This window comes from Synechococcus sp. SynAce01 (genome assembly GCF_001885215.1).
GTDB lineage: Bacteria > Cyanobacteriota > Cyanobacteriia > PCC-6307 > Cyanobiaceae > Regnicoccus > Regnicoccus frigidus.
On sequence record NZ_CP018091.1, the window covers coordinates 1,591,634 to 1,613,697 of the forward strand.

23 protein-coding genes are annotated in these 22,064 nt (G+C 67.5%); 11 read left to right on the top strand and 12 right to left on the bottom strand.

All coding sequences use genetic code 11. The features are described from left to right. Position 1 precedes the first annotated feature (1 nt). Positions 2-2,890 carry a DUF3769 domain-containing protein gene (locus BM449_RS08265; RefSeq protein WP_071800825.1) on the bottom strand — a complete coding sequence of 963 codons (2,889 nt, stop codon included), beginning with the start codon at positions 2,888-2,890 and terminating at the stop codon, positions 2-4. Positions 2,891-3,418: 528 nt separating this feature from the next. Next, entirely contained in the window at positions 3,419-3,538 is a 120-nt protein-coding gene (locus BM449_RS08275; RefSeq protein WP_071800827.1) for a photosystem II reaction center protein I, read from the bottom strand. Between the two features lie 100 nt (positions 3,539-3,638). Between BM449_RS08275 and BM449_RS08280 the strand changes: the two genes are divergently transcribed. Next, positions 3,639-6,755, top strand: a complete 3,117-nt coding sequence (locus BM449_RS08280; protein ID WP_071800828.1) for an alpha-mannosidase — start codon at positions 3,639-3,641, stop codon at positions 6,753-6,755. On the opposite strand, the gene psbN is transcribed toward BM449_RS08280, so the two are convergent. Continuing rightward, complete coding sequence (gene psbN, locus BM449_RS08285; protein ID WP_071800829.1) at positions 6,743-6,883, bottom strand: photosystem II reaction center protein PsbN; 141 nt, start codon at positions 6,881-6,883, stop codon at positions 6,743-6,745. The genes BM449_RS08280 and psbN overlap by 13 nt on opposite strands. Positions 6,884-7,014: 131 nt before the next feature. Between psbN and psbH the strand changes: the two genes are divergently transcribed. From psbH to BM449_RS08305, 4 genes are all read left to right on the top strand, one after another. Further along, positions 7,015-7,215: a photosystem II reaction center protein PsbH gene (psbH, locus tag BM449_RS08290; RefSeq protein ID WP_071800830.1), complete on the top strand. Its 201-nt coding sequence runs from the start codon at positions 7,015-7,017 to the stop codon at positions 7,213-7,215. 34 nt (positions 7,216-7,249) lie between these two features. Next, the gene (locus tag BM449_RS15580; protein ID WP_083544473.1) at positions 7,250-7,762 is read left to right on the top strand and encodes a TatA/E family twin arginine-targeting protein translocase; all 513 of its coding nucleotides are present in this window, start codon (positions 7,250-7,252) and stop codon (positions 7,760-7,762) included. A 124-nt stretch (positions 7,763-7,886) separates the two neighbouring features. After that, a complete protein-coding gene (gene pth / locus BM449_RS08300) occupies positions 7,887-8,513 on the top strand; it encodes an aminoacyl-tRNA hydrolase (protein WP_071800831.1) in 627 nt (208 codons plus the stop codon). 36 nt (positions 8,514-8,549) lie between these two features. Then, positions 8,550-8,807, top strand: a complete 258-nt coding sequence (locus BM449_RS08305) for a DUF3146 family protein (RefSeq protein WP_071800832.1) — start codon at positions 8,550-8,552, stop codon at positions 8,805-8,807. A 15-nt stretch (positions 8,808-8,822) separates the two neighbouring features. Here the strand turns inward: BM449_RS08305 and BM449_RS08310 are convergent, their stop codons facing one another. From BM449_RS08310 to ntcA, 3 genes are read right to left on the bottom strand one after another with little or no spacing between them, the layout of a single operon-like run. Continuing rightward, positions 8,823-9,290, bottom strand: coding sequence for a resolvase (locus BM449_RS08310; protein WP_071800833.1), 468 nt, complete (start codon positions 9,288-9,290; stop codon positions 8,823-8,825). Beyond that, positions 9,287-10,549, bottom strand: coding sequence for a DUF3084 domain-containing protein (locus BM449_RS08315; protein WP_071800834.1), 1,263 nt, complete (start codon positions 10,547-10,549; stop codon positions 9,287-9,289). The genes BM449_RS08310 and BM449_RS08315 overlap by 4 nt, the downstream gene beginning before the upstream one ends. Before the next feature lie 59 nt (positions 10,550-10,608). Next, positions 10,609-11,337 carry a global nitrogen regulator NtcA gene (ntcA, locus tag BM449_RS08320; RefSeq protein WP_071800835.1) on the bottom strand — a complete coding sequence of 243 codons (729 nt, stop codon included), beginning with the start codon at positions 11,335-11,337 and terminating at the stop codon, positions 10,609-10,611. 212 nt (positions 11,338-11,549) lie between these two features. Between ntcA and BM449_RS08325 the strand changes: the two genes are divergently transcribed. Continuing rightward, a complete protein-coding gene (locus BM449_RS08325; RefSeq protein WP_071800836.1) occupies positions 11,550-12,152 on the top strand; it encodes a cob(I)yrinic acid a,c-diamide adenosyltransferase in 603 nt (200 codons plus the stop codon). After that, positions 12,153-12,746, top strand: coding sequence for a dCTP deaminase (gene dcd, locus BM449_RS08330; RefSeq protein WP_071800837.1), 594 nt, complete (start codon positions 12,153-12,155; stop codon positions 12,744-12,746). Positions 12,747-12,787: 41 nt separating this feature from the next. Here dcd and thyX read toward each other — a convergent pair whose 3' ends face one another. Together thyX and BM449_RS08340 are read right to left on the bottom strand one after the other, a co-directional pair. Beyond that, entirely contained in the window at positions 12,788-13,510 is a 723-nt protein-coding gene (thyX, locus tag BM449_RS08335) for an FAD-dependent thymidylate synthase (RefSeq protein ID WP_071800838.1), read from the bottom strand. Positions 13,511-13,562: 52 nt separating this feature from the next. Then, positions 13,563-14,117, bottom strand: a complete 555-nt coding sequence (locus BM449_RS08340; RefSeq protein WP_071802107.1) for a thioredoxin domain-containing protein — start codon at positions 14,115-14,117, stop codon at positions 13,563-13,565. Between the two features lie 92 nt (positions 14,118-14,209). Between BM449_RS08340 and BM449_RS08345 the strand changes: the two genes are divergently transcribed. Both BM449_RS08345 and BM449_RS08350 read left to right on the top strand, forming a co-directional pair. Next, positions 14,210-14,623 (top strand): NIL domain-containing protein, encoded by a 414-nt coding sequence (locus tag BM449_RS08345; protein WP_071800839.1) that lies wholly within the window; start codon positions 14,210-14,212, stop codon positions 14,621-14,623. Next, positions 14,620-15,210, top strand: coding sequence for a hypothetical protein (locus BM449_RS08350; RefSeq protein WP_233830580.1), 591 nt, complete (start codon positions 14,620-14,622; stop codon positions 15,208-15,210). The genes BM449_RS08345 and BM449_RS08350 overlap by 4 nt, the downstream gene beginning before the upstream one ends. On the opposite strand, the gene BM449_RS08355 is transcribed toward BM449_RS08350, so the two are convergent. Continuing rightward, entirely contained in the window at positions 15,207-17,246 is a 2,040-nt protein-coding gene (locus BM449_RS08355) for a lytic transglycosylase domain-containing protein (RefSeq protein WP_071800840.1), read from the bottom strand. The genes BM449_RS08350 and BM449_RS08355 overlap by 4 nt on opposite strands. A 69-nt stretch (positions 17,247-17,315) precedes the next feature. On the opposite strand from BM449_RS08355, the gene BM449_RS08360 reads away from it, so the two are divergent. After that, positions 17,316-17,534, top strand: a complete 219-nt coding sequence (locus BM449_RS08360) for a hypothetical protein (RefSeq protein WP_071800841.1) — start codon at positions 17,316-17,318, stop codon at positions 17,532-17,534. A 26-nt stretch (positions 17,535-17,560) separates the two neighbouring features. Then, positions 17,561-18,973: a phosphoglucosamine mutase gene (glmM, locus tag BM449_RS08365; protein WP_071800842.1), complete on the top strand. Its 1,413-nt coding sequence runs from the start codon at positions 17,561-17,563 to the stop codon at positions 18,971-18,973. On the opposite strand, the gene BM449_RS08370 is transcribed toward glmM, so the two are convergent. Genes BM449_RS08370 through trmB form a run of 3 tightly spaced genes read right to left on the bottom strand, consistent with a single transcriptional unit; the run spans position 18,960 to position 22,058 of the window. After that, positions 18,960-19,970, bottom strand: a complete 1,011-nt coding sequence (locus tag BM449_RS08370) for a BadF/BadG/BcrA/BcrD ATPase family protein (protein ID WP_083544474.1) — start codon at positions 19,968-19,970, stop codon at positions 18,960-18,962. The two genes, glmM and BM449_RS08370, sit on opposite strands and share 14 nt — an antisense overlap. Next, positions 19,954-21,312 carry an IctB family putative bicarbonate transporter gene (locus BM449_RS08375; protein WP_071800843.1) on the bottom strand — a complete coding sequence of 453 codons (1,359 nt, stop codon included), beginning with the start codon at positions 21,310-21,312 and terminating at the stop codon, positions 19,954-19,956. Before BM449_RS08375 ends, BM449_RS08370 begins: the two co-directional genes overlap by 17 nt. 44 nt (positions 21,313-21,356) lie before the next feature. After that, positions 21,357-22,058 (bottom strand): tRNA (guanosine(46)-N7)-methyltransferase TrmB, encoded by a 702-nt coding sequence (trmB, locus tag BM449_RS08380; protein ID WP_071802113.1) that lies wholly within the window; start codon positions 22,056-22,058, stop codon positions 21,357-21,359. Positions 22,059-22,064 lie beyond the last annotated feature (6 nt).

Here is a 22,064-nt window from a genome sequence, read left to right on the forward strand (position 1 = left end):
CTCAGAACCAGCGGCCGCGGGGCTGACCGGGAACAACCGGGCGGAAGGGCACAAAGGGTACGCCGGTGCCGTTGAAGCCGAAATCGTTCAGCCTGACCCGCACGCCGCCGATTCCCTCAAAGGGGCTATAGAACACGCTTAAGGCATAGGCGCGCCGTTGCCAGCGCAGCTCCACGAACGAGCCGGTCAGCTCGCCATAGTTTGGAGACGATGGATCCACATTCAGGCCGATCCCCCCGTTGAACAGCAACGGTCCGGCCAGTTGCTGGGTCAGGCCGACCCCCACGGTGCCCAGGTCAACGGCCTGATCGAAGCCAAATGGGCTGAGCCCATCACGCACGGCGATGCCGCCGGTGAGCGTGATCTGGGTGAAGTCGAAATAGGGTTTGCTGAAGTTCCCCAGGGTGAGGGTGGGCCCGCCGGAGAACGACAGGACGTTCTGATTGGTGCCGTCGCCGAAGTAGGCCAGATCGGCAGAGAGATTGGTGTTGAAGGTCAGGCCCGGCACGATCGGCACGGGCGAATAGCGCAGGGCGCCATCCGGGGTCAGGGGTAAGGTTTGGCCTCGCCAGATGTTGAGGGAGCTGTTGATGGCGCCGAAGGCATTGGCGCGCCAGAGCTGGGCGAAATTATCCGATTCATTGCCGTTGATGAATTCGTTGCTCTGGTAGTTGCCGACGCCGAGCCGCCAGAAATAGCTGTTCCTCAGCCGTCCCAGATTCGGCAAGACCCCCTGCTGTTCCAGGGAGCCTCCAAAGGCGGAATAGACATCCTGTTCACCGAGGGAGCCGTTCCAGATCCGAAAGCGATAGGCGGCAAACAGGCGTGCCACCGTGTCACCCAGCAGCGGTAGCTTCAACGGCCGGCTCATTTCTCCCCAGCTGCGGGTGCCGTTGGCGATGTTCTCCGGGTTGAAGCTGGAGAGATCGAGGTTGAACTCGGCGTCGAAGCCCAGTAGGGGCAGGTTGAGCTGGGCCTCCAGGCCGAACAGATCCCCCAATTGCGCGTCCTGCTCGACAGACGAGGACCCCGCCGAAGTTCCTGGCAGCGGGTAGCTGTTTGTTGTGCCCTGGACGGCACGCTCCAGCAGGAACTGGGGTTCCAGTTGCAGAGTTCCGGTCGATCCGATCCCGATTGGTCTGAGGCGGCGGCCGACGAAAAAGCCGTCGCGGTCCTCCTCGTCGAAACCGAACACCCAGCGGTTTTCCACCTCCTGTTCCTGCTGGATGCGGGTGCTGCTCGCCACGGGGACCGACAGACGATCCTCAAAAATCAGGCGGTTGCGGTTGGCGCGGATCACCGTGTCGCCGTTCTCCTCTTGGACGGCCACCACGTTCTCGGCGTCCATCCACACCTGGGCTGGGGTGAAGGGATCGTTGCTAAAGCTGACCCGGTTGGCGCGCCAGTCGGTGTTGGTCATCTGGATGCGCGGCGACTGAAAGCGCAGCCGCGTCAGGGTGCCCTGGACCAGACCCTGCTGCCTGTTGCTGCGCAGACGGCGCACCTGGGGGGGAGTGGCAGGACCGAAATTGCTGTTCTGCTCGCCCTCGGTCAGGTCGGTTCCGCCGGGTACGGAAAACTGACGGTTCAGCACCAGTCCCTCCCGGGCCTGAACGTTGCTGATGCGCTGCTCGATCGTGGCGATCGCCTCGTCCCGCTCACGTTCTTGCTGACGCAGGTTGAGGAAGGAGGGCTTCTTCGGAGCTGGTAGCGGCCCCTGGGTTGTTTCAGGGGCTTGGGACCTGGGTTCAGCCCCAGCTTCTGGAAAAAGCTTGGGCGCTCCTCCGCCCATCGCCGCTTGCTCTAGGGCCTCGGGCAGCGAGCGCGGCCGCTCCGGGGGCTCCTCCGGGCGATTCGGGCAGCCTTTGGCGGGCGGCATTGACGCTGCCGCCTGCAGGGCGGCTTTCGGGGTGGCATCTTCGCCAAAGCGGTAGCGCAGCCCCAGAAGATAGGCATTGCTGCCTTCCTTGACGCCGTTGAAGGTCCCGAAGGCACCCGAGCGATGGTGGATGCGCCCCACCACCGACCATTGCGGGGAGAAGGATCCCTCCACCTCGAAACCCAGGTAATTGAGAATCCGGGACGATCGTTCGCGGAAGGTGTCCTCAAAGTTGCTGAGGCTGGTGGTGACGCTCACGCCCTGGACAACGCCCACATTCAGCCAGGGCTGCAGCCAGGCCCGCAGGCCGATGCCTGCTGTGAACTCGCCGAAGCTCTGGGCGGCGGTCCGCTGCCCTGAGGCGTCGTTGGTGAAGCGGCTGGTGAAGCCGCTGCCTCTCTGGGCGGCGGCCCAGTGGCCGAGGGCCGTGAAATCCAGTTCAAGGGCAAACGGTCCTGCCTTGATCAGCCGCCGCTGCAGGCCTGCGCCGAGCAGCAGCTCCTCCCTGAGCTGGCCCTTGAACTTGAAGGTGTCACCGAAATTGGCGTCGAACAATTGCCCGCCCCAGAGGGTGGCCGCCCAGGGATGGGGGTGCCAATCCGGGACCGGCGGCAAAATGGTCGGGCAGGCGATCGGCTCAGGGTCCGGCAGGGGTGTGGAGACCGGCAGCTCTGGATTGAGATCCACCTCGCTGGTGCTGAGATCCAGGACCCCATAGACGTCCTCCATCTCGCCGGTCGCCTCGATCAGGCTGAAGCGCAGGCGGCTGGCCTGGAAGTACTGGTTGCCGCGCCGGAAGCGCACACTGCCGCTGGCATAAACCGTGCGGTTCGTGGTGTCGTACTCGAGGCGTTCCGCCATCAGCCGGCCACCGGCCAACACAGCTTTGACATTCCCCGTCGCGACAAAGCGCTGGATCAGCTGGTCAAAGCCCTGCTGATCGGCTGTGATCTCAAGCACCTTGGCCAGCGACTCCGGCGTGTCCACTGGTTCTGCCAGCTCGGGGCCCATTGCCGCAGGATCGGCCGATGGGCTGCCTGGCTGGTTAGCCAGCGGGCTGCTTAGGAGTGGGTTCGGCGGCTTCTGGCTGGGAGGTGCTTGCCAGGATCCACTCGGGTCAGCGCTGGTGGCAGGGTCGCCTGTTTTTGGATCCCTGAGTTCCGGATCGGTGCTCTTTTTTGGATCGCCGACCTCTCGATCGCCAACTTCTGCCTGAGCAGCTGGCGTTCCAGCGGGCAGCTGGCTGGCTGGGGTGCGTACTTCCAGGGCAGAGTCTGCATCCAGAGCAGAGCCCGCCTCCTTAATGCCAGGCAGAGGGTCAACCTGCGCGTGAGCTGTGGACCCCAACAAGCCAGCCGCACCGACCAACCCGATCGTCCAGTGGATGGGGTTGACCAGAGTCACCGCAGATTCTGAACAACGGCTGATCTTGCCACGTCAAGGAAAGGCTGAGCCGATCAATGGACCAGCTGGAGAGTGGCTAGCTAAAGAGTGGCTAGGGAGGGGGTGGCTAGCTAGTGAGTGACCAGCTGGAGTGGCTCAATCCTCAAGATCCTTGCGGCTTGGGGTGCGGGTCGGATCGCTGGCCAGGAAGCCGAACACAAAAATGCCGATGAAGAAGAAAACGACCGAATAAACGGAAATCTTGAGAGCGAGCATGGTCCGTCTGGCGGGTGACAGGGAGTGACAGGCCCCAGGTGGGCCCTGAACGACCCTTCGGCAGCGGCATCATCCTATGGGTCACCCATGGCCACCTCCGATGCCCAAGGCCCTGGAAACGACACTTCCCACCTGGATTGAAACGTTTCAGTCACGTTCAAGGCTGGATCTGCTGCCGCAATGGGAGCGCCGCACGGCTTCCGGGTGCTGGCAGAACGCCGCCGCCGACCCCTGGGGAGGGCTGCACCGGCCCGACTGGCAGGCCCGCGGCCTGTTGATCTGGCCGCGGGGCGGCCTCAGCCTGAGGCTCAGGTTGCAGCTCCACTGTCCCGAGGCCTGGCGGTTCCATCAAGCCTGCGGCGCCCGCCTGGCGCTGCGTTGGTGGGCCATTGAGGCGCAGTTGCGCGTCGATGGGCTCGCGGTGCACCGGGGCGATCTCTACGACTCCGCCTGCCGCTGGCTGCTCCCCCCCCGCTGGTGGCAGGGCGAACCGCTGGAGCTCGAACTCGAGCTGCGCAGCCCTCTCCACGATGACGGCGCCCTGATCCTCAGCCGCCTGGAGCTGGAGCCCCTGCAGCCAGCCGACCCGGAGGGTCTGTTGCTGGCTACGGGCCTGGAGCTCGAGCAGCTGCGTCAGGCCCACCGCCTTGGCGAGCCGGCCGGACGCCTGGGGGGTGGGGCGACCCTGGGCTCACGAGCTGACGCTGAGGCGCTGGCCCGCTCCACGACCCCGTCGCCGGGGACCGTTCAGGTGCTGGGCCATGCCCACCTCGATCTGGCCTGGTTGTGGCCGGTGGCCGACACCTGGCAGGCCGCCGAGCGCACCTTCCGCTCTGCCCTGGCGCTGATGCGCCGCCATCCCCAGCTCCATTTCGGCCATTCCACCCCCGCGCTCTATGCCTGGCTGGAGCAACACCGCCCGACCCTGTTCGAAGAGATTCGTGGGGCGATGCGGGCCGGACGCTGGGAACCCCTCAACGGCCCCTGGGTGGAGAGCGACTGCGTGCTGATCAGCACGGCTTCGCTGCTGCGCCAGTTTCAGGAAGGACAGGCCTACAGCCGGCGCGCCTTCCCGGAATGGACCCATGAGCTGGCCTGGTTGCCCGACAGCTTCGGCTTTGCTGCCGGCTTGCCGCCGGTGGCGGCGGCCACCGGCGTGCGCTGGTTCTGCACCCACAAGCTGGCCTGGAATGCCACCAACCCCTTTCCCCATCGACTGTTTCGCTGGCGGGGCCGCTGCGGAGCGGAGCTGCTGACCCTGGTCACCGCGCCGATCGGCAGCGATGGCGATCCGGTGGCGATCGAGCGCTACCGGCTGGAGTGGCAACAGGCCACCGGCTGTGCGGATGCCCTCTGGCTGCCAGGGGTGGGAGACCACGGCGGCGGCCCGACGGCCGAGATGCTGGAGCAATTGGCGTTGTGGCAAAACCAGCCGGTGGCGGCTGTCCAACGCCACGGCACCGTGCGGGCCTACCTGGCCGACCTGGAGCAGCACCGCGAGCAACTGCCGGTCTGGCGCGACGAGCTCTACCTGGAATTGCACCGCGGCTGTGCCACCAGTCGGCCGGATCAGAAGCGTCACAACCGCAGCCTGGAGCGTCTGCTGCGGGAGGCGGATCTGGTGGGCGCCTTGCTCTGGGCCATTCCGGTTGCAACCGCTGGCCAACCCCCTGAGTCTGCCCCGCCAGCGGACACGGTCGACTGGCGAGCGCTGCTGTTTCAGCAGTTCCACGACATTTTGCCGGGCACCGCCATCCCCGACGTGTTCGAGCAGGCCGAACCCCAGTGGCACCGCGCCCGCCGTCAGGCGCGGTGCCAGCGCGATCAGGCGCTCCTGGCCTGGCTGAGTGGCGCCGGACCGGCAGCGCCGGCAGGGCCCGGCCAGCTCTGGTGGCTCGCGTGCCTGCAAGCCCTGCCGGCGGCCTTCCGCACGGTGCGTTTGCCGAAGGGGGTTTGGTGGCAGGGTGATCAGCGCCTCCCCAGCCAGCCGACGGCGGCCGGGGGGGAGTGGGTGCAGCTCGCCAGCGCTGGTGGGGTGGCGGCGCTGGCCCTGCGTCGTCTGGTCTCTGCCGGCGCGATGACTGAGGCGTCAGCCGGAGGCACGGCGCTGGCCATGAACGGGATGGACGAGATGTTGCCCGGCGCCATCGAAGGACCCGTCACCCTGCAGCGCGCAGACGGATCAGCTGGTGCCCGTTGGCGGCTGGGCAATGGGCTGGTCCGCGCCGAACTCGGCCCCGCCGGGGTGGAGCAGCTTTGGGGTGCCGACGCCCTTCCCCAGCTTGCCAGCCCGCTCGAATGGCGCCGCTGGCGGGATCGCGGCGAATTCTGGGATGCCTGGGATCTGGCCGGGGACTACCGCGATCACCCCCTGCCCCTGAGCTGGCAGGGCGAGCTCCAGGTGGCTGAACAGGGGCCGCTCTGCTGCCGACTGGTCTGGCGCGGCCAGTGCGGCAGCAGTGCCCTGCGGCTGGATCTGCAGTTGCTGGCCGGCAGCCCCTGGCTTGAGCTGACCTTGCGGGTCGACTGGCGCCAGCGCCATGAGCTGTTGCGGCTCGAGCTGCCCCTGCAGCAGCAGGCCTTGCGCTGGGCGGCGGACACCTCTGGTGGCGTGCTGGAGCGGCCCGCCCGGGTCTGCACGCCGCGGGAGGCCAGCCGCTGGGAGGTCCCTGCCATCAGCTGGGTGGCCAGCCAGGCCGCTGACGGTGGACTGGCGGTGCTGCTCGATGGCCCCCAGGGTGTGTCGGCCGGCCCGCAGGCGCTGGGGGTGTCGTTGCTGCGCAGCCCCAGCTGGCCTGATCCTGGTGCCGATCAGGGCGTGCAACGGCTGCGGCTTGCCCTCTGCCCCTGCCCGGGTGGCTGGCGCCAGGCGGCGGTGCCGGCCGCGGCGGTGCAGTTCCGGGAGCCTCTCTGGCTGCGGCCAGCCCCGCCGGGAATGGCGGCCGGGCCGGCGGGCTGGCGGCGGATTCTTGACCTGGGCAGCCGAGCGCTGCAGCTGGTGGCCCTGCGCCCGGATCCGGAGCAGGGCGTGTTGCAACTCACAGCCCAGAACCTCTCGCCCTGTCGCCAGACCTTGGCGCTCGGCGGGAGGTGGCAGCTACTGGGGCGCCTGAATGCCGGTCAACGAAGCACTGCTGGCCGCTGGGCGTCAGCGGGGCCGGAGCGGCTCGGGCCCTGGGAGTTGGTGACCTGGCGGATTCGGGCTCAGTCGTCGTGATCGTCGAACGGGTCGGTGAGGCCCTTGGAGGGCGGACCGAAGGCCAGGTACACGCCAAAACCTGTCAGCGCCAGAAGCGCCAGCAGCACGGTGATCGCGATCGAAAGGGCGGGGGAGGTTTCTGTCACAGGGGGGGGCTGGGAGACGGGCAGGACAGGGCCGGTTGTTCCATCACAACTCTCGACCCTGGCGGCTCGGTGCAGCGGCGGGAGCTTTACAGTAACGACCCAGACACCTGTGTCAGAGAGGTTCAGCCGCCATGGCCCAACGCACTCCCTTGGGGAACCTGCTTCGCCCGCTCAATTCCGAGTACGGCAAGGTCGTGCCGGGTTGGGGGACGACCCCGGTGATGGGCATCTTCATGGTTCTGTTCCTGGTCTTTCTGCTGGTGATCCTGCAGCTGTACAACAAGTCGTTGTTGCTCGATGGGATCACGGTGAACTGGAACGGCCTCGGCTGAGCGATCTGCGCTCCTGCTCCATCGCCCTCTGGCCATGAATTTTTTCGGGATCGGTCTTCCGGAGATGGCAGTGATCGCTGCTGTCGGCTTGTTGGTGTTTGGTCCCAAACGCCTGCCGGAGCTTGGGCGCACCCTTGGGCGCACTCTTAAAGGTTTTCAGTCGGCTTCCCGGGAGTTCGAGCAGGAATTCCGCCAGGCGATCGATACCGAAACGGTCACGGCCCAACCCACCAGCCAGGCCATGGCTCAGTCCGCTGAGCCGCTCGTCTCCGAGGCTCGCGCCTCAGAAGCGGCTTCGCTGCAAGCTGCTTCCTCTGAAGCCACGTCCGCCGAAGCCGCTGTCGCCCCGCCAACGGCTTCGTCCAGTGGCCGGCCCGTTGAGCTGCCTGTGACGCCTGAAGCGGAGACCATCAGCGGTTCTGTCCCTGCTTCAGAACGGCCTGCTTCAGAACAGTCCACTTTAGAACGGTCTGCATCAGCGCAGCCTGCTTCAGAGTCTGCTTCGGCAGAATTGCCCCCTGAATCCTTGCCGGTCTCGCCGTCCTGATCGGGCCGGGCGGCTTCCTCAAGCGGCCTTGCCGAAAGGTTTGGCAATGGCGTTTGAGTATTCCGGTCGCCCTTCGGCTCGCCACCACAGCGCCGCAGCGACTGAGCTTCACCCGCATGGCCCGATGACTGCCGCTCCTGCCCCCGCTGGGGATCTCCAGTTGTTGGTGGGGTTGGGAAATCCGGGCAGCAACTATGCCAAAACTCGCCACAACGTCGGCTTCATGGCCCTGCAGCGCCTGGCCCAGGCCGAAGGCGTCAGTTTTCGGGTCAACACCAAACTGAAGGGAGAGGTCGCCGACCTGCGTCAGGGCGCTCGGCGCCTGCGCTTGCTGATGCCCACCACATTCATGAACGAAAGCGGTTGGTCGATTCGTGCCACTCTCGACTGGTTTGATCTGAAGCCCCACCAGTTGCTGGTACTCGTTGACGACATGGACCTGCCTCTGGGCCGCCTGCGGCTGCGCCGCGAGGGTGGCGCCGGCGGCCATAACGGCCTGCGCAGCACCATCGAGCAACTCGGCAGCCAGCAGTTCGCCCGACTGCGCATCGGCATCGGTGCCCCATCGCTCGATCCTGCCGTGCGCAGGGAGCGCACCGTCTCCCATGTGCTGGGCCGTTTCTCCGCCGCCGAAGGTCCTGTGGTCGATGCCGTGCTCGAGGAGGTACTGGCTGGCATCGGCCTGATTCAGCGTCTCGGCTACGAGCGGGCCGGCAACCGCCTCAACAGCTTTCAACCCAACCCCGCCTGACGGGGCGCTCCCCATCCTGTTCGCCGACCCCGTGCCGTGAGTCGCCTGCCTGCCACCACCGCCCAGCTGCGGGTGCTGCATCAGAGCTTCAGCCAGAAGCTGGTGGAGGGCGAGGTGGTGGCGGGCGGATTTCAGTGGTCGTTTCGCTGGGCCTTCGACCGCGGCGAGCTGAGTGTGGAGCCCTCGCTCGGCCGTGCCCTGATCCAGGACGCGCTGCTGCGGTTTCTGCTCAAGGCCGACTACCAGCTCGAACCAGGCAGCGATTACGCCTTTACGGTCCGGGCGAAGATCTAAGTCCAGGTTTTAGGTTCAGGTTCTAGGTCCGTGGCCCAGTGCCCCCAGCCTGTCGCCTCCAGTCTCGCGCTCAAGGCGGTGGCCCAGGGCCTGCTCCACCAACAACTGGGCGACGACGTCGTCCCAGGGCCGTGGTGGCTGGCGCAGGCCCATCGGCAGCAACCGCCTCCAGCCCCGTGCCGGGAACAGCTGCCAGTAGCGCGAACGGGCCGCCAGGGTGCTGCCCCGTTCCTCGATCAGCAGCACCGGAGCGAGGGGCGCCAGCTGCTCCAGCCAGGCCCTGCTGCCGGTGCCATTGCCCAGCAGGATCGCGCCAAGCAGGCGCTCTTGCAGCCAGGTGTCGAGCTCCCTTTTGGTGTCCTCCGGGCTGAGGATCAAGGCCACCTCGATCCGCTGGCGGTCAGGGTCGCTGCGGACCAGACCACACTTGCTCCGGCCCGGGTCGATGCCGGCAAGCGCTCCGTGCGCGGGCAGCTGGCTCATGGTCGCCGGGGCTGGGGCTGAACAGCGTCCCCACTGCTTTCTCCCCCCACACGACGCAGCTCCAGGAAGATCGGATCGGCGGTGTCGGCATTCCGCAGTGCCACCGCTTCGAGCTTGACGCTCTGACCGGCCGTTCGCTCGCTGAGCTCACGGCCGAGCTGGTTGAACAGATTCACATCGAACTGAACCCCATCGACCACGGATCCCTGGCGCTGTGCTTTGGCGAAGGAGGCCGCCAGCAGCAGGTTGAGCCGGTTGCGCACCTGATTCGGCGAGAGCTCCTCCCCCTCGAGATTGGTGGTGGCCATCACCTCACCGGCGCGCATCACCTGACGGTTCGGGCGCAGATCGGGAAAGGCCAGCACCTGGCGCTCGCCCCGCAGCACGTTGGCGGCGGAGCGGATGCTCACCACCCAGGCACCTCCCTGGCTGATCAGGCCTTCCAGTCTTTCGATATCGCCACGGGGAACGAGCAGCATCTGGCGATCGGGCGCTGTTCCCGGCAGGACCCGATCGAAGGCGGCCACGTTGGCTTGGCGCAGCAGCTCTTCGATCACGGGCTTGGCCTCCGCTCGCCGCTGGATGGCGACCTTGACGGTGGCGAGCGTCTGGCCGCTGCTGATCACCACGTCCCCGCGCCTGAAGGCGATCAGGTTCTCCTCCAGCGACTTGAGTTCGGCTTCGCCGGCGCTGATCTGCTGCCTGACCCTGGAGAGTTCTGCTTCGTTGCGGCGGATGTCCTGATCCCGGCTGGCGATGTCGCCGTTGAGCCGGTCGCGCTCGCTGATCAGTTGCTTGCGCTGATCCTGCAGGGGTTTCAGTTCGCTGCGCAGGCGCTGGGCCTGAACTTCGACGGAGGCCAGTTGCTGGCGTGCCTGCTGACGGCCCTGTTCGGCCCGGACCACCCCCCGCTGGGCCTGGCGCTGGGCCGTGGTGCTGCGTTCCAGGGCGGCTTTGCTGCTTTTTAAGGCCTCGGCGCTGCGATCAAGGGCGCTGCGGCTGTCACGCAGTTTCTGCTCCAGGCTGTCGAGTTCAAACAGCCCCACCCGCAGGCGCTCGCTGACCGCGAGCATCAGCCCCAGCGACACCGCGCTGATCAGGCTGCCGGTGAGCACCGTGATCAGTACGGCGGTTTTGCGGGGGCGCAGATTGAACAGGCTGAGCCTGGCCTTGCCAACCCGGCTGCCAAGCCGATCGCCCAGGGTGGCCAGCACGCCACCCAGCACCAGCAGAGCGAGGATCAGCAGCCAGCCGGACACGGTTCAGCTCGAGGAGCTCCAGTATCGGTGCCGCGGGTTGCGGCGCTGCTGTGGCCAGCTCAGCTGAATCGTTTCGCCAGGGCCACCGGATCGAAGACGGTGATTTTCTTGCGGTCCACCTGGACCAGGCCGGCCTGGCGGAGGTCGCCGAGCAAGCGGGTGATCGTGACGCGGGTGGAGCCGATCGCTTCGGCGATTGATTGGTGCGAGAGGCGCAGATCAATGGTGATCCCTTCGGCACCCGGCACGCCGAAGTCACGGCAGAGCACCAGCAGAAAGCTCACCAGCCGGGACGACATGTCCCGGTGGGTGAGGGTTTCGATCATCGTTTCGGTCTGGAGGATGCGCGAGGAGAGGCCCTGCAACAGCAGAAGCCCGACGCTGGCGTCCTGCTCGATCGCCCGACGCACCGAGGTGGCCGGTGCCGCGACCATCTCCACCCGGGTGAAGGCAACGGCGTGATAGAAGCGATCGGAGCGTTGGCCGGTGAGCAGCGAGAGCACCCCGAACAGGCTGTTTTCGCGCAACAACGCCACGGTGATCTCCTCACCGGATTCGTAAACCCTGGAGAGGCGAACGGCTCCGCGGCGGAGGAGATAGACCCGCTCGGCTGGATCGCCAGGGAAGAAGATTGTTTTGCCCCGCTCCACTGCCTCAAGGGTGCAGCCACTGAGGCCACGCATCACTTCAAGCAGGGTGGTGGCTCCGCTGGCCGTGGAGCCGACGCCGGTGGTCGTCAGTGCTGGGGTGGTGCTGGTGCGGCTAAATCCGCGCATTGCGCCGACCATGACGGCGAGACGAGTGAACGGAAGCTACGGATCGCCCAGGTCAGGCCACGTAGCAATCGACACTAATCCCTTGGATCCACCCAGGCTGGCAGGCATTCCCATGAGCGCAAGCCCAGGCAGTAGTACGCCTGTTTGCGCTAGGGATGGTGCCTGCCGCTTGTTTCCGGGCTCGACACCGCTACATTCGGTTTCGCGTGCCCAGCGGGGTGTTGATGACGGCCAGCCTGATCACCCCTCACCAGGAGGCCCGCCATCCGTTGCGGCCCCTGGCCCAGGTGCGCCCACCGGCCCTGCCACCCCTCCCCCCGCAGCAGGTCACAGCGGCCCGGCCCGAAGGATTGCTGCAGGTTCACACCGCGGCCTTTCGTGGCAGTTTTAGTGGTGTGTTCAGCCAGGCCCTGCGCACGGCCGGACTGGGCAGCCGGGTCCTGATCAGCCAGTTTCTCAAAGGCGGCGTCGACCAGGGCCCGGAGCGCAGTCTCTGGCTGTGCGGACGCCTCCAGTGGATGCGGCCAGCGCTGAGCAGCTGCCTGATCCATCCAGCCGCTGATCCGCTCACCGATCCGGCCGATCGGCGCGCGGTCGAGGCGGCCTGGACCTTCAGCCGCGAGCAGCTGCTCGCCGGCGCCGTCGACCTGGTAGTGCTCGACGAACTCGGCCTGGCGATCGCCCTGGGCTACCTTCCGGCCGATGACGTGGTGTCCACCCTGGAGCAACGACCAGCCCAGCTCGATGTGATCCTCACCGGGCCGTCCATGCCAGCCGACCTGATCGCGATGGCCGATCAGGTCACCCAGTTGTGCCGGGGTGCCTAGATGCTCAAGTGTGACCGCTGGATCAACGCCCAGGCCGCGGAGGGCATGATCGAACCGTTCCAGGCCAGCCTGGTGCGTCACCTCGATCCGCAAGCGGCGGGCCGGCCGGTACTGAGCTTCGGCTGCTCCTCCTACGGCTACGACCTGCGCCTTTCGGCTAACGAATTCCTGATCTTTCGGCATGTGCCGGGCACGGTGATGAACCCCAAGCGGTTCAATCCTGCCAACCTCGAACCTGCCGCGCTCCACCACGACGAGGACGGCGACTCCTTCATTCTTCCGGCCCATTCCTACGGCCTGGGTGTGGCCTTGGAGCGGCTGCGGGTGCCGCCCAACATCACCGTGATCTGCCTTGGCAAGAGCACCTATGCCCGCCTGGGGATCATCGTCAACACCACGCCGGCCGAAGCGAGCTGGGAGGGGCACCTCACCCTGGAGTTCAGTAATTCTTCCGGTGCCGACTGCCGCATCTATGCCAACGAGGGCATTTGCCAGCTGCTGTTCTTTGAAGGCGACCCCTGCGACACCACCTACAGCGATCGCCAGGGCAAATATCAAGACCAGCCCGAGCGGGTGACCCTCGCCCGAATGTGAACCCCTTGAACCCCCGGCACTGCTTGCTCAGCCAGCCCAGATCAGGGGGCTAGGCGGGCTTTGTGCAGGCGGCTTTTCTCGTACCAGGCGGCAAATTCCGGCGCCCAGGTTTCGAGATGGGGCCAGATCAGGTCGCAGAGCTGGCGAATTTCCAGCTGGGCATCGAGCTTGGCGCGCAGATCGAGAAAGTGCAGCAACGCCCGCAGGGTGAAACTGACCACGAAGTGCTGGCGGTAGTCGAAGGGGAGGATGCCCCGGGCATGTTCCTCGGCGAAGCCGGCGGCCAGCAGGTCGCGGTAACGCTCGGCGGCGGCCAGGCACAGGGCCAGGTCGACCTGCCGTTGCTCCTCGGTGTAGGCGTACTTCTTGCCCTGGCGGTCGCTGTAGCTGCCGACCGGCCGTAAATAAAACACCTCCTCGAGCTCAAGTTCGCCATTGGCGGCCCGACAGATCCGCTCGCCCGTGTAGCGCATCGACTGCACATCGAAGCTCACGCCCACCCGGTGGGTGCGGGCCTGCTGCATCACCGAGTGGGGGAACCAGCCCACGTTGAGCACGATCTGGGCATGTTCCATGGGTCCGTAGTGCCCCCGTTCCCCGGCCAGCAGCCGTTTGACGCAGATCTCACCAGCGCTGGTCTCATCGGGCCAGGCGCTGCGATCGGCAGCCACGAACCCTTCGCAATAGTCCTGGTGCATGCCGGCGTAGACGCACAGCTGCGGATTGGGGGTGGCGGCAATCAGCTCGACCCGGAAGCGGTCCATGGCGGCAAACGGTTGGTGGTGGAGTGGTGGGGGCTAGGGCGCTCAAGGGCGCTTAACCGTGGCTGCGCGGGCCCGCCAGGGGGGAGATGGTCTCCTCCAGCCTGCTGACCGTGCCGATTCCCGCCAGATCCGGCAGGGGGGTGCCATCGATCAGGGCGGTGGCGATGGTTTCGAGTTCAAGCTGGCTGCGGCCGCCGAGCGAGCGGCCGACCACCTGGCCGTCTTTGTCGAAAAACTCCAGCTGGGGGATGCCGTTGACGCCGTAGCGCTCGATCTCAGGGCTCCAACGGGGGTTGTCCACATTCAGCAGCACCAGGTCGACGGCGCCGCGATGCTCGGTTTCGATCGCTTCCATCGCCGGTGCCATCGTCCGGCACACCTCACACCAGTCGGCGTAGAACTCCAGGATCGTCGGGCGGCCATTGGCCAACGCCACCGGCAGCTCCAGGGAGCGACGAGCCATCTGCTCCAGGGGGGCCTGGGGATGCAGTCCGCCGCGCAGCTGGAACAGCAGCAGACCGAGGGCGGCGGCGATCGCCGCCAACAACACCCTCTCCCTGCGACCGAGCAGCGGCAGGGCCGGGTCACGGTTGTTCGATGCGCCCATCGCTTCGGCCAAAAGTTGGTCAGCTGGTCTGCACTCTGGCAGCGCCCCAGCTGCGGCCGGGCCAAACTGAAGATCGCACGCGGCCATTCCCGGTGAAGCACCGTCTCACCATTCATTTCCCCAGCGAGGCGGTGCACCAGCCGATCACCTATCGGCTGGCGGTCGATTACGACATCGCCGCCAAGATCCTGCGGGCCCAGATCGCACCCAACCGGAGCGGCACGATGGTTGTTGAACTCTCCGGTGACATCGACGAGCTGGCCGCCGCCGAGGAGTGGCTCGAGGGTCTGGGTCTGCAGCTGGACAGGGCCCAGGGCGAAATCCGCATCGACCGCCAACGCTGCGTTGACTGCGGCATCTGTACCAGCGTCTGCCCCAGCGGCGCCTTGAGCAGCGGCCTTCCCTCCTGGCAGCTCAACTTCGATGCCCAGCGCTGTCTGGTCTGTGAGCAGTGCATCCCCAGTTGCCCGCTCGACGCCATCGCCCTGGTGTTGGAGTCGCGATGACCCGCCCTTTCCACCCAGCTCCCAACCTGGTGAGATCGCTGCCGGTGGCCGGCCGCCCCAGGGTGGTGCCAAAGCCGTTGCCCTGGCCGTTGCGCCTGCTGAAAGCCCTGTTCAACTTCACCATGGTGCCGCTGCGGGCACCGCTGCTGCTGCTCTTGCTGGCGGTCAGTGTCTATCTCGGCATGCATTGGTCGACGCTGGATTCACCGCCTAAAACCCTGCTCTGGACCCTGGACCTCAATCACCATATTTCCTGGACGCTGGAATGTTTTCAGGCCATCCTGGTCGTCGTCGTCTGCACGATGCCATCACTGCTGATGCGCCAGCTTTCGGCACTGATGGCCGCCAGCCGGGTGATGACCCTGGTCTTGACCCTTTTTCTGGTCACCATCGCCGCCCTTTATCTGCTGCGGCTGAGTGTGCTGGCCGACATGCTGATTCTGGCCACGTCGGTGCTGTTGGCCCGGCTTGATCTGACGCGAATTCGAATTGTGCCGCCGCCTATCCCTGCCGCCATTGCCCTGAGCGCCTACGTGATGCTCGGGGTCTGGCTGGGCCGGTTTTGGCATCTTTCGGCGCAGGCTTAGGGAGCCGCGCAGCGCAGCCCATCAAACTGCTGGTAGGTCCAGAGATTGCCCAGCACCTTTTTGGTGTAATGCCGGGTCTCGGGGAAGGGAATGGCCTCCACCCACAGCTCCGGTTCCGTTTGCAGCTGGGGCTCAAGCCAGCCCTGCACGGCCCCGGGACCGGCGTTGTAACTGGCGATCGCCAGAAAGGGATTGCCCTGCCACAGGCGCAACAGTTCAGCGAGATAGCGCGCTCCCAGCGGGGCATTAATGGCTGGTTGCTGCAGCTGCTCGGTGCTCAGCGGCTTGCCTGCTAGCTCGGCGGCGGTGGCCGGCATCAGCTGCAGCAGGCCGACGGCGCCTGCTGCTGACGTCACCGCCGCGGCGAAGCGGGATTCCTGCTTGGCCACAGCCAGCAAAAACCTGGGATCGATCCCGGCCGCCTGGGCCGCCTGGGAGAACACCGTTCCGTAGCGCACGGGATGGAGTGAACGCTCCAGGTCGAGGCTGCTCGGACAGGGGGGGGCAATCCAGCGCAGGTTCGCCCGCTCCAGCTGGTCCAGCCCGGTCCAGTCATCGCCGACCCCCTGACGCAGCCGGCCCTCCAGGACCAGCAGTTCCGGGGTTGTGGGCTCGGTGTCGCCCCGCTGGTGTCGCCACATCTCCCAGGCTTCCAGGGGCTGGCCAAGCCGCCAGAGCTGATCCAGCCGAGGCTCACCACTTTGCAGCGGTTGCCAGCTCAGCGGTTCCAATGGCGCGGTTGGTTCCACGGTTGCGAGCAGGAGGCTGCGTTCCCCCTGGCCCAGCCTCACCTTGGCGCGCCAGCCGTAGTACCCCCAGGGGGAGCGCAGCAGCAGGTCCTGCCAGCGGCGGCGAGCCAGCGCGCTCTGACCCTGGCGCTGCTCGGCAAACGCAAGCCAGAACTGCTGGCGCGCGGCCTGGGGTTCCGGCAGCCCTTCGGCGGGCAGCGCGCCGAGAACCGCTGCGGCTGCCGCCCACTGCTGCTCCAGCAGCAGTGGGCGGGCCAGGTCCCACTGCAACTCCCAGCTGGCCGGATCGGCTGGCCAGCGCTTCAGCACCGACTGCCAGCCTTCGCCGCTCTCGATGGCGCGGCGGGCCTGCACCGGGGCGGTCTGCTGCAACGGGCCGGGCAAGCGGTCCAGCAGCGTCAGGCCCTCTGGCCTCTGACTGAGCAGGCGGGTCGCTTCCATGGCCGCAGAGCTGGCGGGCTGGCGCCGGCTCAGGGCCAGCAACCGCTCCGCTCCCTGGCTTTGCTGCTCCTCTTGGCCCTGGAGCAAGGTGCGGCCCAGGGCCAGCTCAGTGGCGGCCTCGCCGGGCTGGTTACCGCCGGGCTGGTTACCGAGGCAGGCCAGGGCTCCGGCGCCATCGCCCAGCTCCGCCAGGGCTCCGGCCAGCTGGCTGCGGGCCGTGGCGCTGAGGTTGGCAGCCTGGAGACGGCAGGCCTCGCCGATCTTGCCGGCCGCTCCCGGCCAGCGCGCGCCCCAACGGGCCAGGTGAAGGGCTCCCTCTAGCAGGGCGTCCGGGCTGGGGCCGGCCTCCACGGCGGCGGCTAAGGCGGCGGGATGGGCCGGGAAGCGTTGCTGCAGCAGCGCTCGCCTGCTGGGTTCCTGGCGACCGAGCGCATAGAGCGCATCGGCGGTGGCCGGAGCCGACGGGAACCGCCGCAGCAGCTGACGCCAGAGGAGTTCGGCTTCGCCGTCCTGGCCCAGGTCCGTGGCGGCCTGAGCGTCGAGTTTGAGCACCAGTGCCGCCAGAGGGTCGCTGCCCCAGGCCTGACCAGCCAGCAGGAGGCGCTGCCGGGTGGGTTCGGCCTTGGCGCCAGCCTGGAGCAGCAGGCTGGCCTCCCGTCGCCGCTGGGGATCGGGATCCCAGCGGCGACTGCGCACCAGTTGGTCCGAGGGTGTGGCGGGGGTCGGCAGGGGCCGCCGCTGCAGGGCCTGGCGGCCGAGGAAGAGCACGGCGCCGCTGCCCACGATGGTGAGGGCAAGGGTCAGCAGGCCCCGCGCTGGAGAGGCGATGGCAGGGGGTTGGGGCACGGAGAGGGACGGGAGCGGCCGAGGCCTTCCTCAGCTGCCGGCATTCTGGGGGGACAGCTTCACCGCACCATGGGCCTGTTTCCATCGCTTCCAGCCCGTTTCACCACCCTGCCCGGAGCTGCCCAGCGCCGCCGGGCCGTGGCGGTGGTCCTGACCGCTGGGCTTGTGGTGGCCCTGCGGCCGATCTGGCCGCTCCAGGCCCTGCCGGGCTGGGTGGTGGGCAGCCTGTTGCTCTGGGCCATCGCTGAATTGGTGCGCTGGGCCTGGTGGCCCCGCCGCAGCGCGTAACCTGCAGCCCAGCGATAGGTGCCCGGATGACGGAGCTGGCGTCCCTTCCCGTCGGTCCACCCCAGGGTTCCTCCACCCCCGGTTTCGGCACCGATGGCATCCGTGGCCGGGTCGGCACCCTGATCACCCCAGCGCTGGCCCTGCAGGTGGGCTACTGGTGCGGCCATGTGCTGCCGGCCAAGGGGCCCGTGCTGATCGGCATGGACTCCCGCACCAGCAGTCCGATGCTGGCTGCGGCGCTGACGGCGGGCCTGACCGCTGCGGGCCGTGAAGTGTGGAACCTCGGGCTTTGTCCTACCCCGGCGGTTCCCGGCAGCATCCGCCGCCTGGGAGCGGCCGGAGGGTTGATGGTTTCCGCCAGCCACAACCCACCGGAAGACAACGGCATCAAGTTGTTCGGCTCCTCCGGCGCCAAACTCAGCAGAGAGGTGCAGCAGGCCATCGAAGCCGGTCTGCGCGGTGAGCCTGGGGCCACCGCCACGAACGACCGGGGGGAAGATGGGGCCTACCGCTGCGGCCCGGCCCACCAACGCACCGACTTGCTGGCTGACTACAGCACCGCGTTGCTGGAGAGCGTGGCGGGAAGCCGTCTGCAGGGCTGCAAAATCGTTCTCGATCTCTGCTGGGGATCGGCCACCGCCTGTGGCGTTGAGGTGTTCCGGGCCCTGGGCGCCGACCTCCAGGTGCTGCATGGCGAGCCCGATGGACGCCGCATCAATGTGGGTTGCGGCAGCACCCACCTGGAGCCATTACGCCAGGCTGTGCTGGCGTCAGGGGCCCAGATGGGCTTTGCCTTTGATGGCGATGCCGATCGCATGCTGGCCGTCGATGGCCGCGGCCGGGTGGTGGACGGCGATCAGATTCTCTTTCTCTGGGGTGGGGCCCTGCAGGAAGCCGCCCAGCTGCCGGACAACCGCCTGGTGGCCACGGTGATGTCCAACCTCGGCTTCGAGCGGGCCTGGCAGGGCCGTGGCGGCCTACTCGATCGCACCGCCGTCGGCGACCAGCATGTCCACGCCGCCATGGAGGCCAGCGGTGCGGCCCTGGGCGGTGAACAATCCGGCCACATCCTTTCGCTGCAGCACGGCATGAGCGGCGATGGCCTGCTCACAGCCCTGCAGGTGGCCAGCCTGATCCATGGCCGGGGCGGGTCCCTGGCTGAGTGGATGGAGAGCAGTTTCCGTCCCTACCCCCAGCGGCTGGTCAATGTCATCGTCCCCGCCCTGGAACGCCGCCAGCACTGGCAGCAGAGTGAGCCATTACGCCGGGCAGTGGAGCAGGCGGAAGCCTCGATGGCCGGCTCCGGCCGGGTGCTGGTGCGGGCCAGCGGCACCGAACCACTCCTGCGTGTGATGGTCGAGGCGGCCGAGCAGGACCAGGTGGATCACTGGTCGTCCCATCTGGCGGCCCTGGCCCAGTCCGAGCTCAACCCGGCCTGATCCGCAGGCTGTTGATCGGCAGGCTGTCGGCGGCCAGCCACAGGGCTCCCTGACAGGCATCACCGCGGGCAGTCACGCTGCTGGCATCCGGCAGGACATGGCCCAGGGCGGCGGTGAAGGCGGCGGCGAAGCGGGGCAGGTGCGTCAGGGCGCCCCCGAGTCCGCAGACCTGCGCCTGCTCCATGGCCAGGGCGCGGGCGACACCGTGCACCAGGCCCGCCAGACCGAGGGCCGAGGCGTCGAGCACGGCCTGGGCTTCGGCGTCTCCCCTGGCGGCCAGAGCGTCCACCGTCGGCGCGAGCCGGGCAAAGCCTGCCGCGCCGAAGTTGGGGTCCACCGCCAGGGCCTTGATGGTCTGGGCAGAGGCTGGCTGGGCTAAGGCCTGCCAGATCGCCTGCCGCAAGGGGGATTCGCCGCGGCGTCCATCGGCCATCTCCAGGGAGAGGCTCAAGGCGTCGCGCCCGATGTCGCAGGCGGAGCCGGAGCGATCCAGCAGCCAGCCCCAGCCTCCGCAGCGGTGTTCCCGGCCGGCCGAATCCTGGCCCAAGGCGATGCTGCCGGTGCCGCTGATCACCACGATGCCGGCGCTGTTGCCCTGGAGGTCGCCATGGGCCCCGCGCAGGGCCGTGCGCTCATCGCCGGTGACCAAAACCTGGGGCAAGGGCATGGCCAGCGCGGCGGCCGCCAGGGCCCTGCCTTGTTCTTGGATGGCGGTGCCCTGCTCGATGCCGCTGGCCCCGACGGCGGCCGCTGCGAGATCGGGCTGCGTTCCGGGCCCGAGGGCCTGGCCAAGGCTGGTTGTCAGCGCCAGCGCAAAACGCTCCGGCCCCCCGCTCGCCGCCAGATGGCTGACCCCCGGACCTCTGCCCTCGGCCACGGTGAACAGGCGTCCATCGCCGCGCAGGCGGGCCAGTCGGCAGGTGGTGTGGGTCTGGCCGGCATCGAAGCCAGCCAGCAGGGGACCTGCGATCGCTCCGCTTTCAGTGGTTGCGGTCATCTGACGGGGGCAGGACGGCCAGGGTGGCCAGGCAGAGCCAAGCGGTCAGTTGAACTTCCGGCCGGAAAAAGATCGTGTCGGTGAGGCCCTGCACCCCGAGGCCGACGATGGCCGCCAGGGCCCCGATCGCCGGCAGGGCCAGGCCTGCCGGGCTGCGCAACTGGCTCAGGCCGCAGCGGACACTGCTCCAGAACAGGCCAAGTCCGGCGAGCAGCCCCGGCAGCCCCCCCTCGACGGCCAGTTCCAGGGGAATGGAATAGGCGCTGAGGGCATTGAACTTGGGCTGTTGGTAGAGGGGGTAGATCAGGTTGAAGGCGTTGTTCCCCGGGCCGATGCCCAGCCAGGGGCGGTCCTGAATCATCTGCAGGACCGCCATCCAGACGTTGATGCGGAAATTGTTGGAGCTGTCTTCCCGACCTGCCAGCAAACTCATCAGCCGCACCTGCAGCGGCTCCACCAGGGCGATCGCTACCGCCAGGGCCGCAGCTCCGAGCAGCAGCAGCAACAACGGAAACAGGCGTTGCCAGAGCACGGGCCAGTGTCCGATCCAGCGCCAGACCAGCAACAGTCCCAGGCTGCCCAGGGCTGCCACCAGGCCCAGCCAGCCTCCGCGGCTGTAGGTGAAGTAGAGGGCCGTACTGCCCAATAGCAGCGAGGTGAGCGCGAAAAGGCGGCCACCTACGCCCCGCCAACGCAGCAGGGCCACCACCGCCAGCGGCAGGATCGGCAGCAGATAGCCCGCCAGCAGGTTGGGGTTCCCCAGGGTGCTGTAGATCCGCACAGTGCCGCGGGCGACTGAATTCGGATCCGACCAGCGGGCCAGGGCAGAGGAATCGACGTAAAGCTGGCGGATGCCGATCACCGACGCCAGCAACTGACCAGCCAGCAGGGCGGCCACGATCCGGTCCCACCAAGCCGGAGAGTTCGCCAGCAACTGGCGCATCAGGGCATAGACGCCGAGGTAGCTGAGCAGCTTCAGCAGGCCCTTGGCGGCGGCGGTGGGAACCGGCGAGAAGCCTGTGGCCAGCACCGCCACCCCCAGCAGCAGCAGCAACCAGCCGCTGATCGGTCCGATCCGCCCCGCTGGCGTCCGCAGCGCCCAGAGCATCCAGAGCAGGCCGCAGGCCAGAACCAGCAGGGCCAGGCCCGCCCGGGTCAGGAACGGCAGGCCGGCCATCAAGATGCAGAGCACCAGCCCCGAGAGGCCGGCCAGCTGCCGTGACAACAAACCGGTTGGGGCGTCAGCCAGCAGGCCCTGCCAGCGCAGCAACCAGGGAACCGGCGCGGGGATCGGCGCAGGGATGGCCGGTGGAATTGGCGGGGCTGGAGCGGCGGCCGGCATCAGACGGGTTGGGAAATCGCTGCGGAAGGTGCTGGATCGGGGCCTTACGCAGCGCTGATGGCGCGATTATGGGTGGCCTCGGCAACCGCCTCCAGCCTGGCGAGGGGTCGCAACGCTGCCGTTGTGCGCTGGTAGAGCACCCGGTAGACGGGTTGGCCTTGGCTGAGCACGTGCTGCTCCCGCTCGCTGGCCACCGGCAGCGGATTGGTCGTTCGCCAGGGCCGTGGGTCAGTTCTGGGCCGATCGAAGGCGCCGCAGGCTTCGCTGAGCGCCACCATCGGCTCGATCACAGCGGCGACATCGCTCTGCAGGAACAGCTCGCCTCCCGGGGCGAGGGCGCTGGCGATGGCATGGAGAAGCGCTGGTTGCAGCACACGGCGCTTCTGGTGTTTCCGCTTGAACCAGGGATCGGGAAACTGGATCGTCACCCGTTGCAGCTGGCCGGGCGGCAGAGCGGTGAGCCAGTCCTGGAGGCTCACATTGGCGTTGCAGAACCGGAAAGCAACATTGCCGAGCCCCAGATGCTCGCGGTCGCGCTCGGCGGCGTCAACGAGGCCTCGGCGAATTTCGACTCCGAAGAAGTTCCAATCCGGCTGCTGGGGAGCCAGCGCCAGCAGGAAGCGGCCCCTGGCGCTGCCGATGTCGAGGTGAAGGGGTTGGCGCGGATGGCTGAAGAGGGCCTGTGGCGGTGGCAGGGTCCGCGGCTGCTGGTGGACGCTGCTGAGCGGATTGACGTGCTGACGCACCATCCG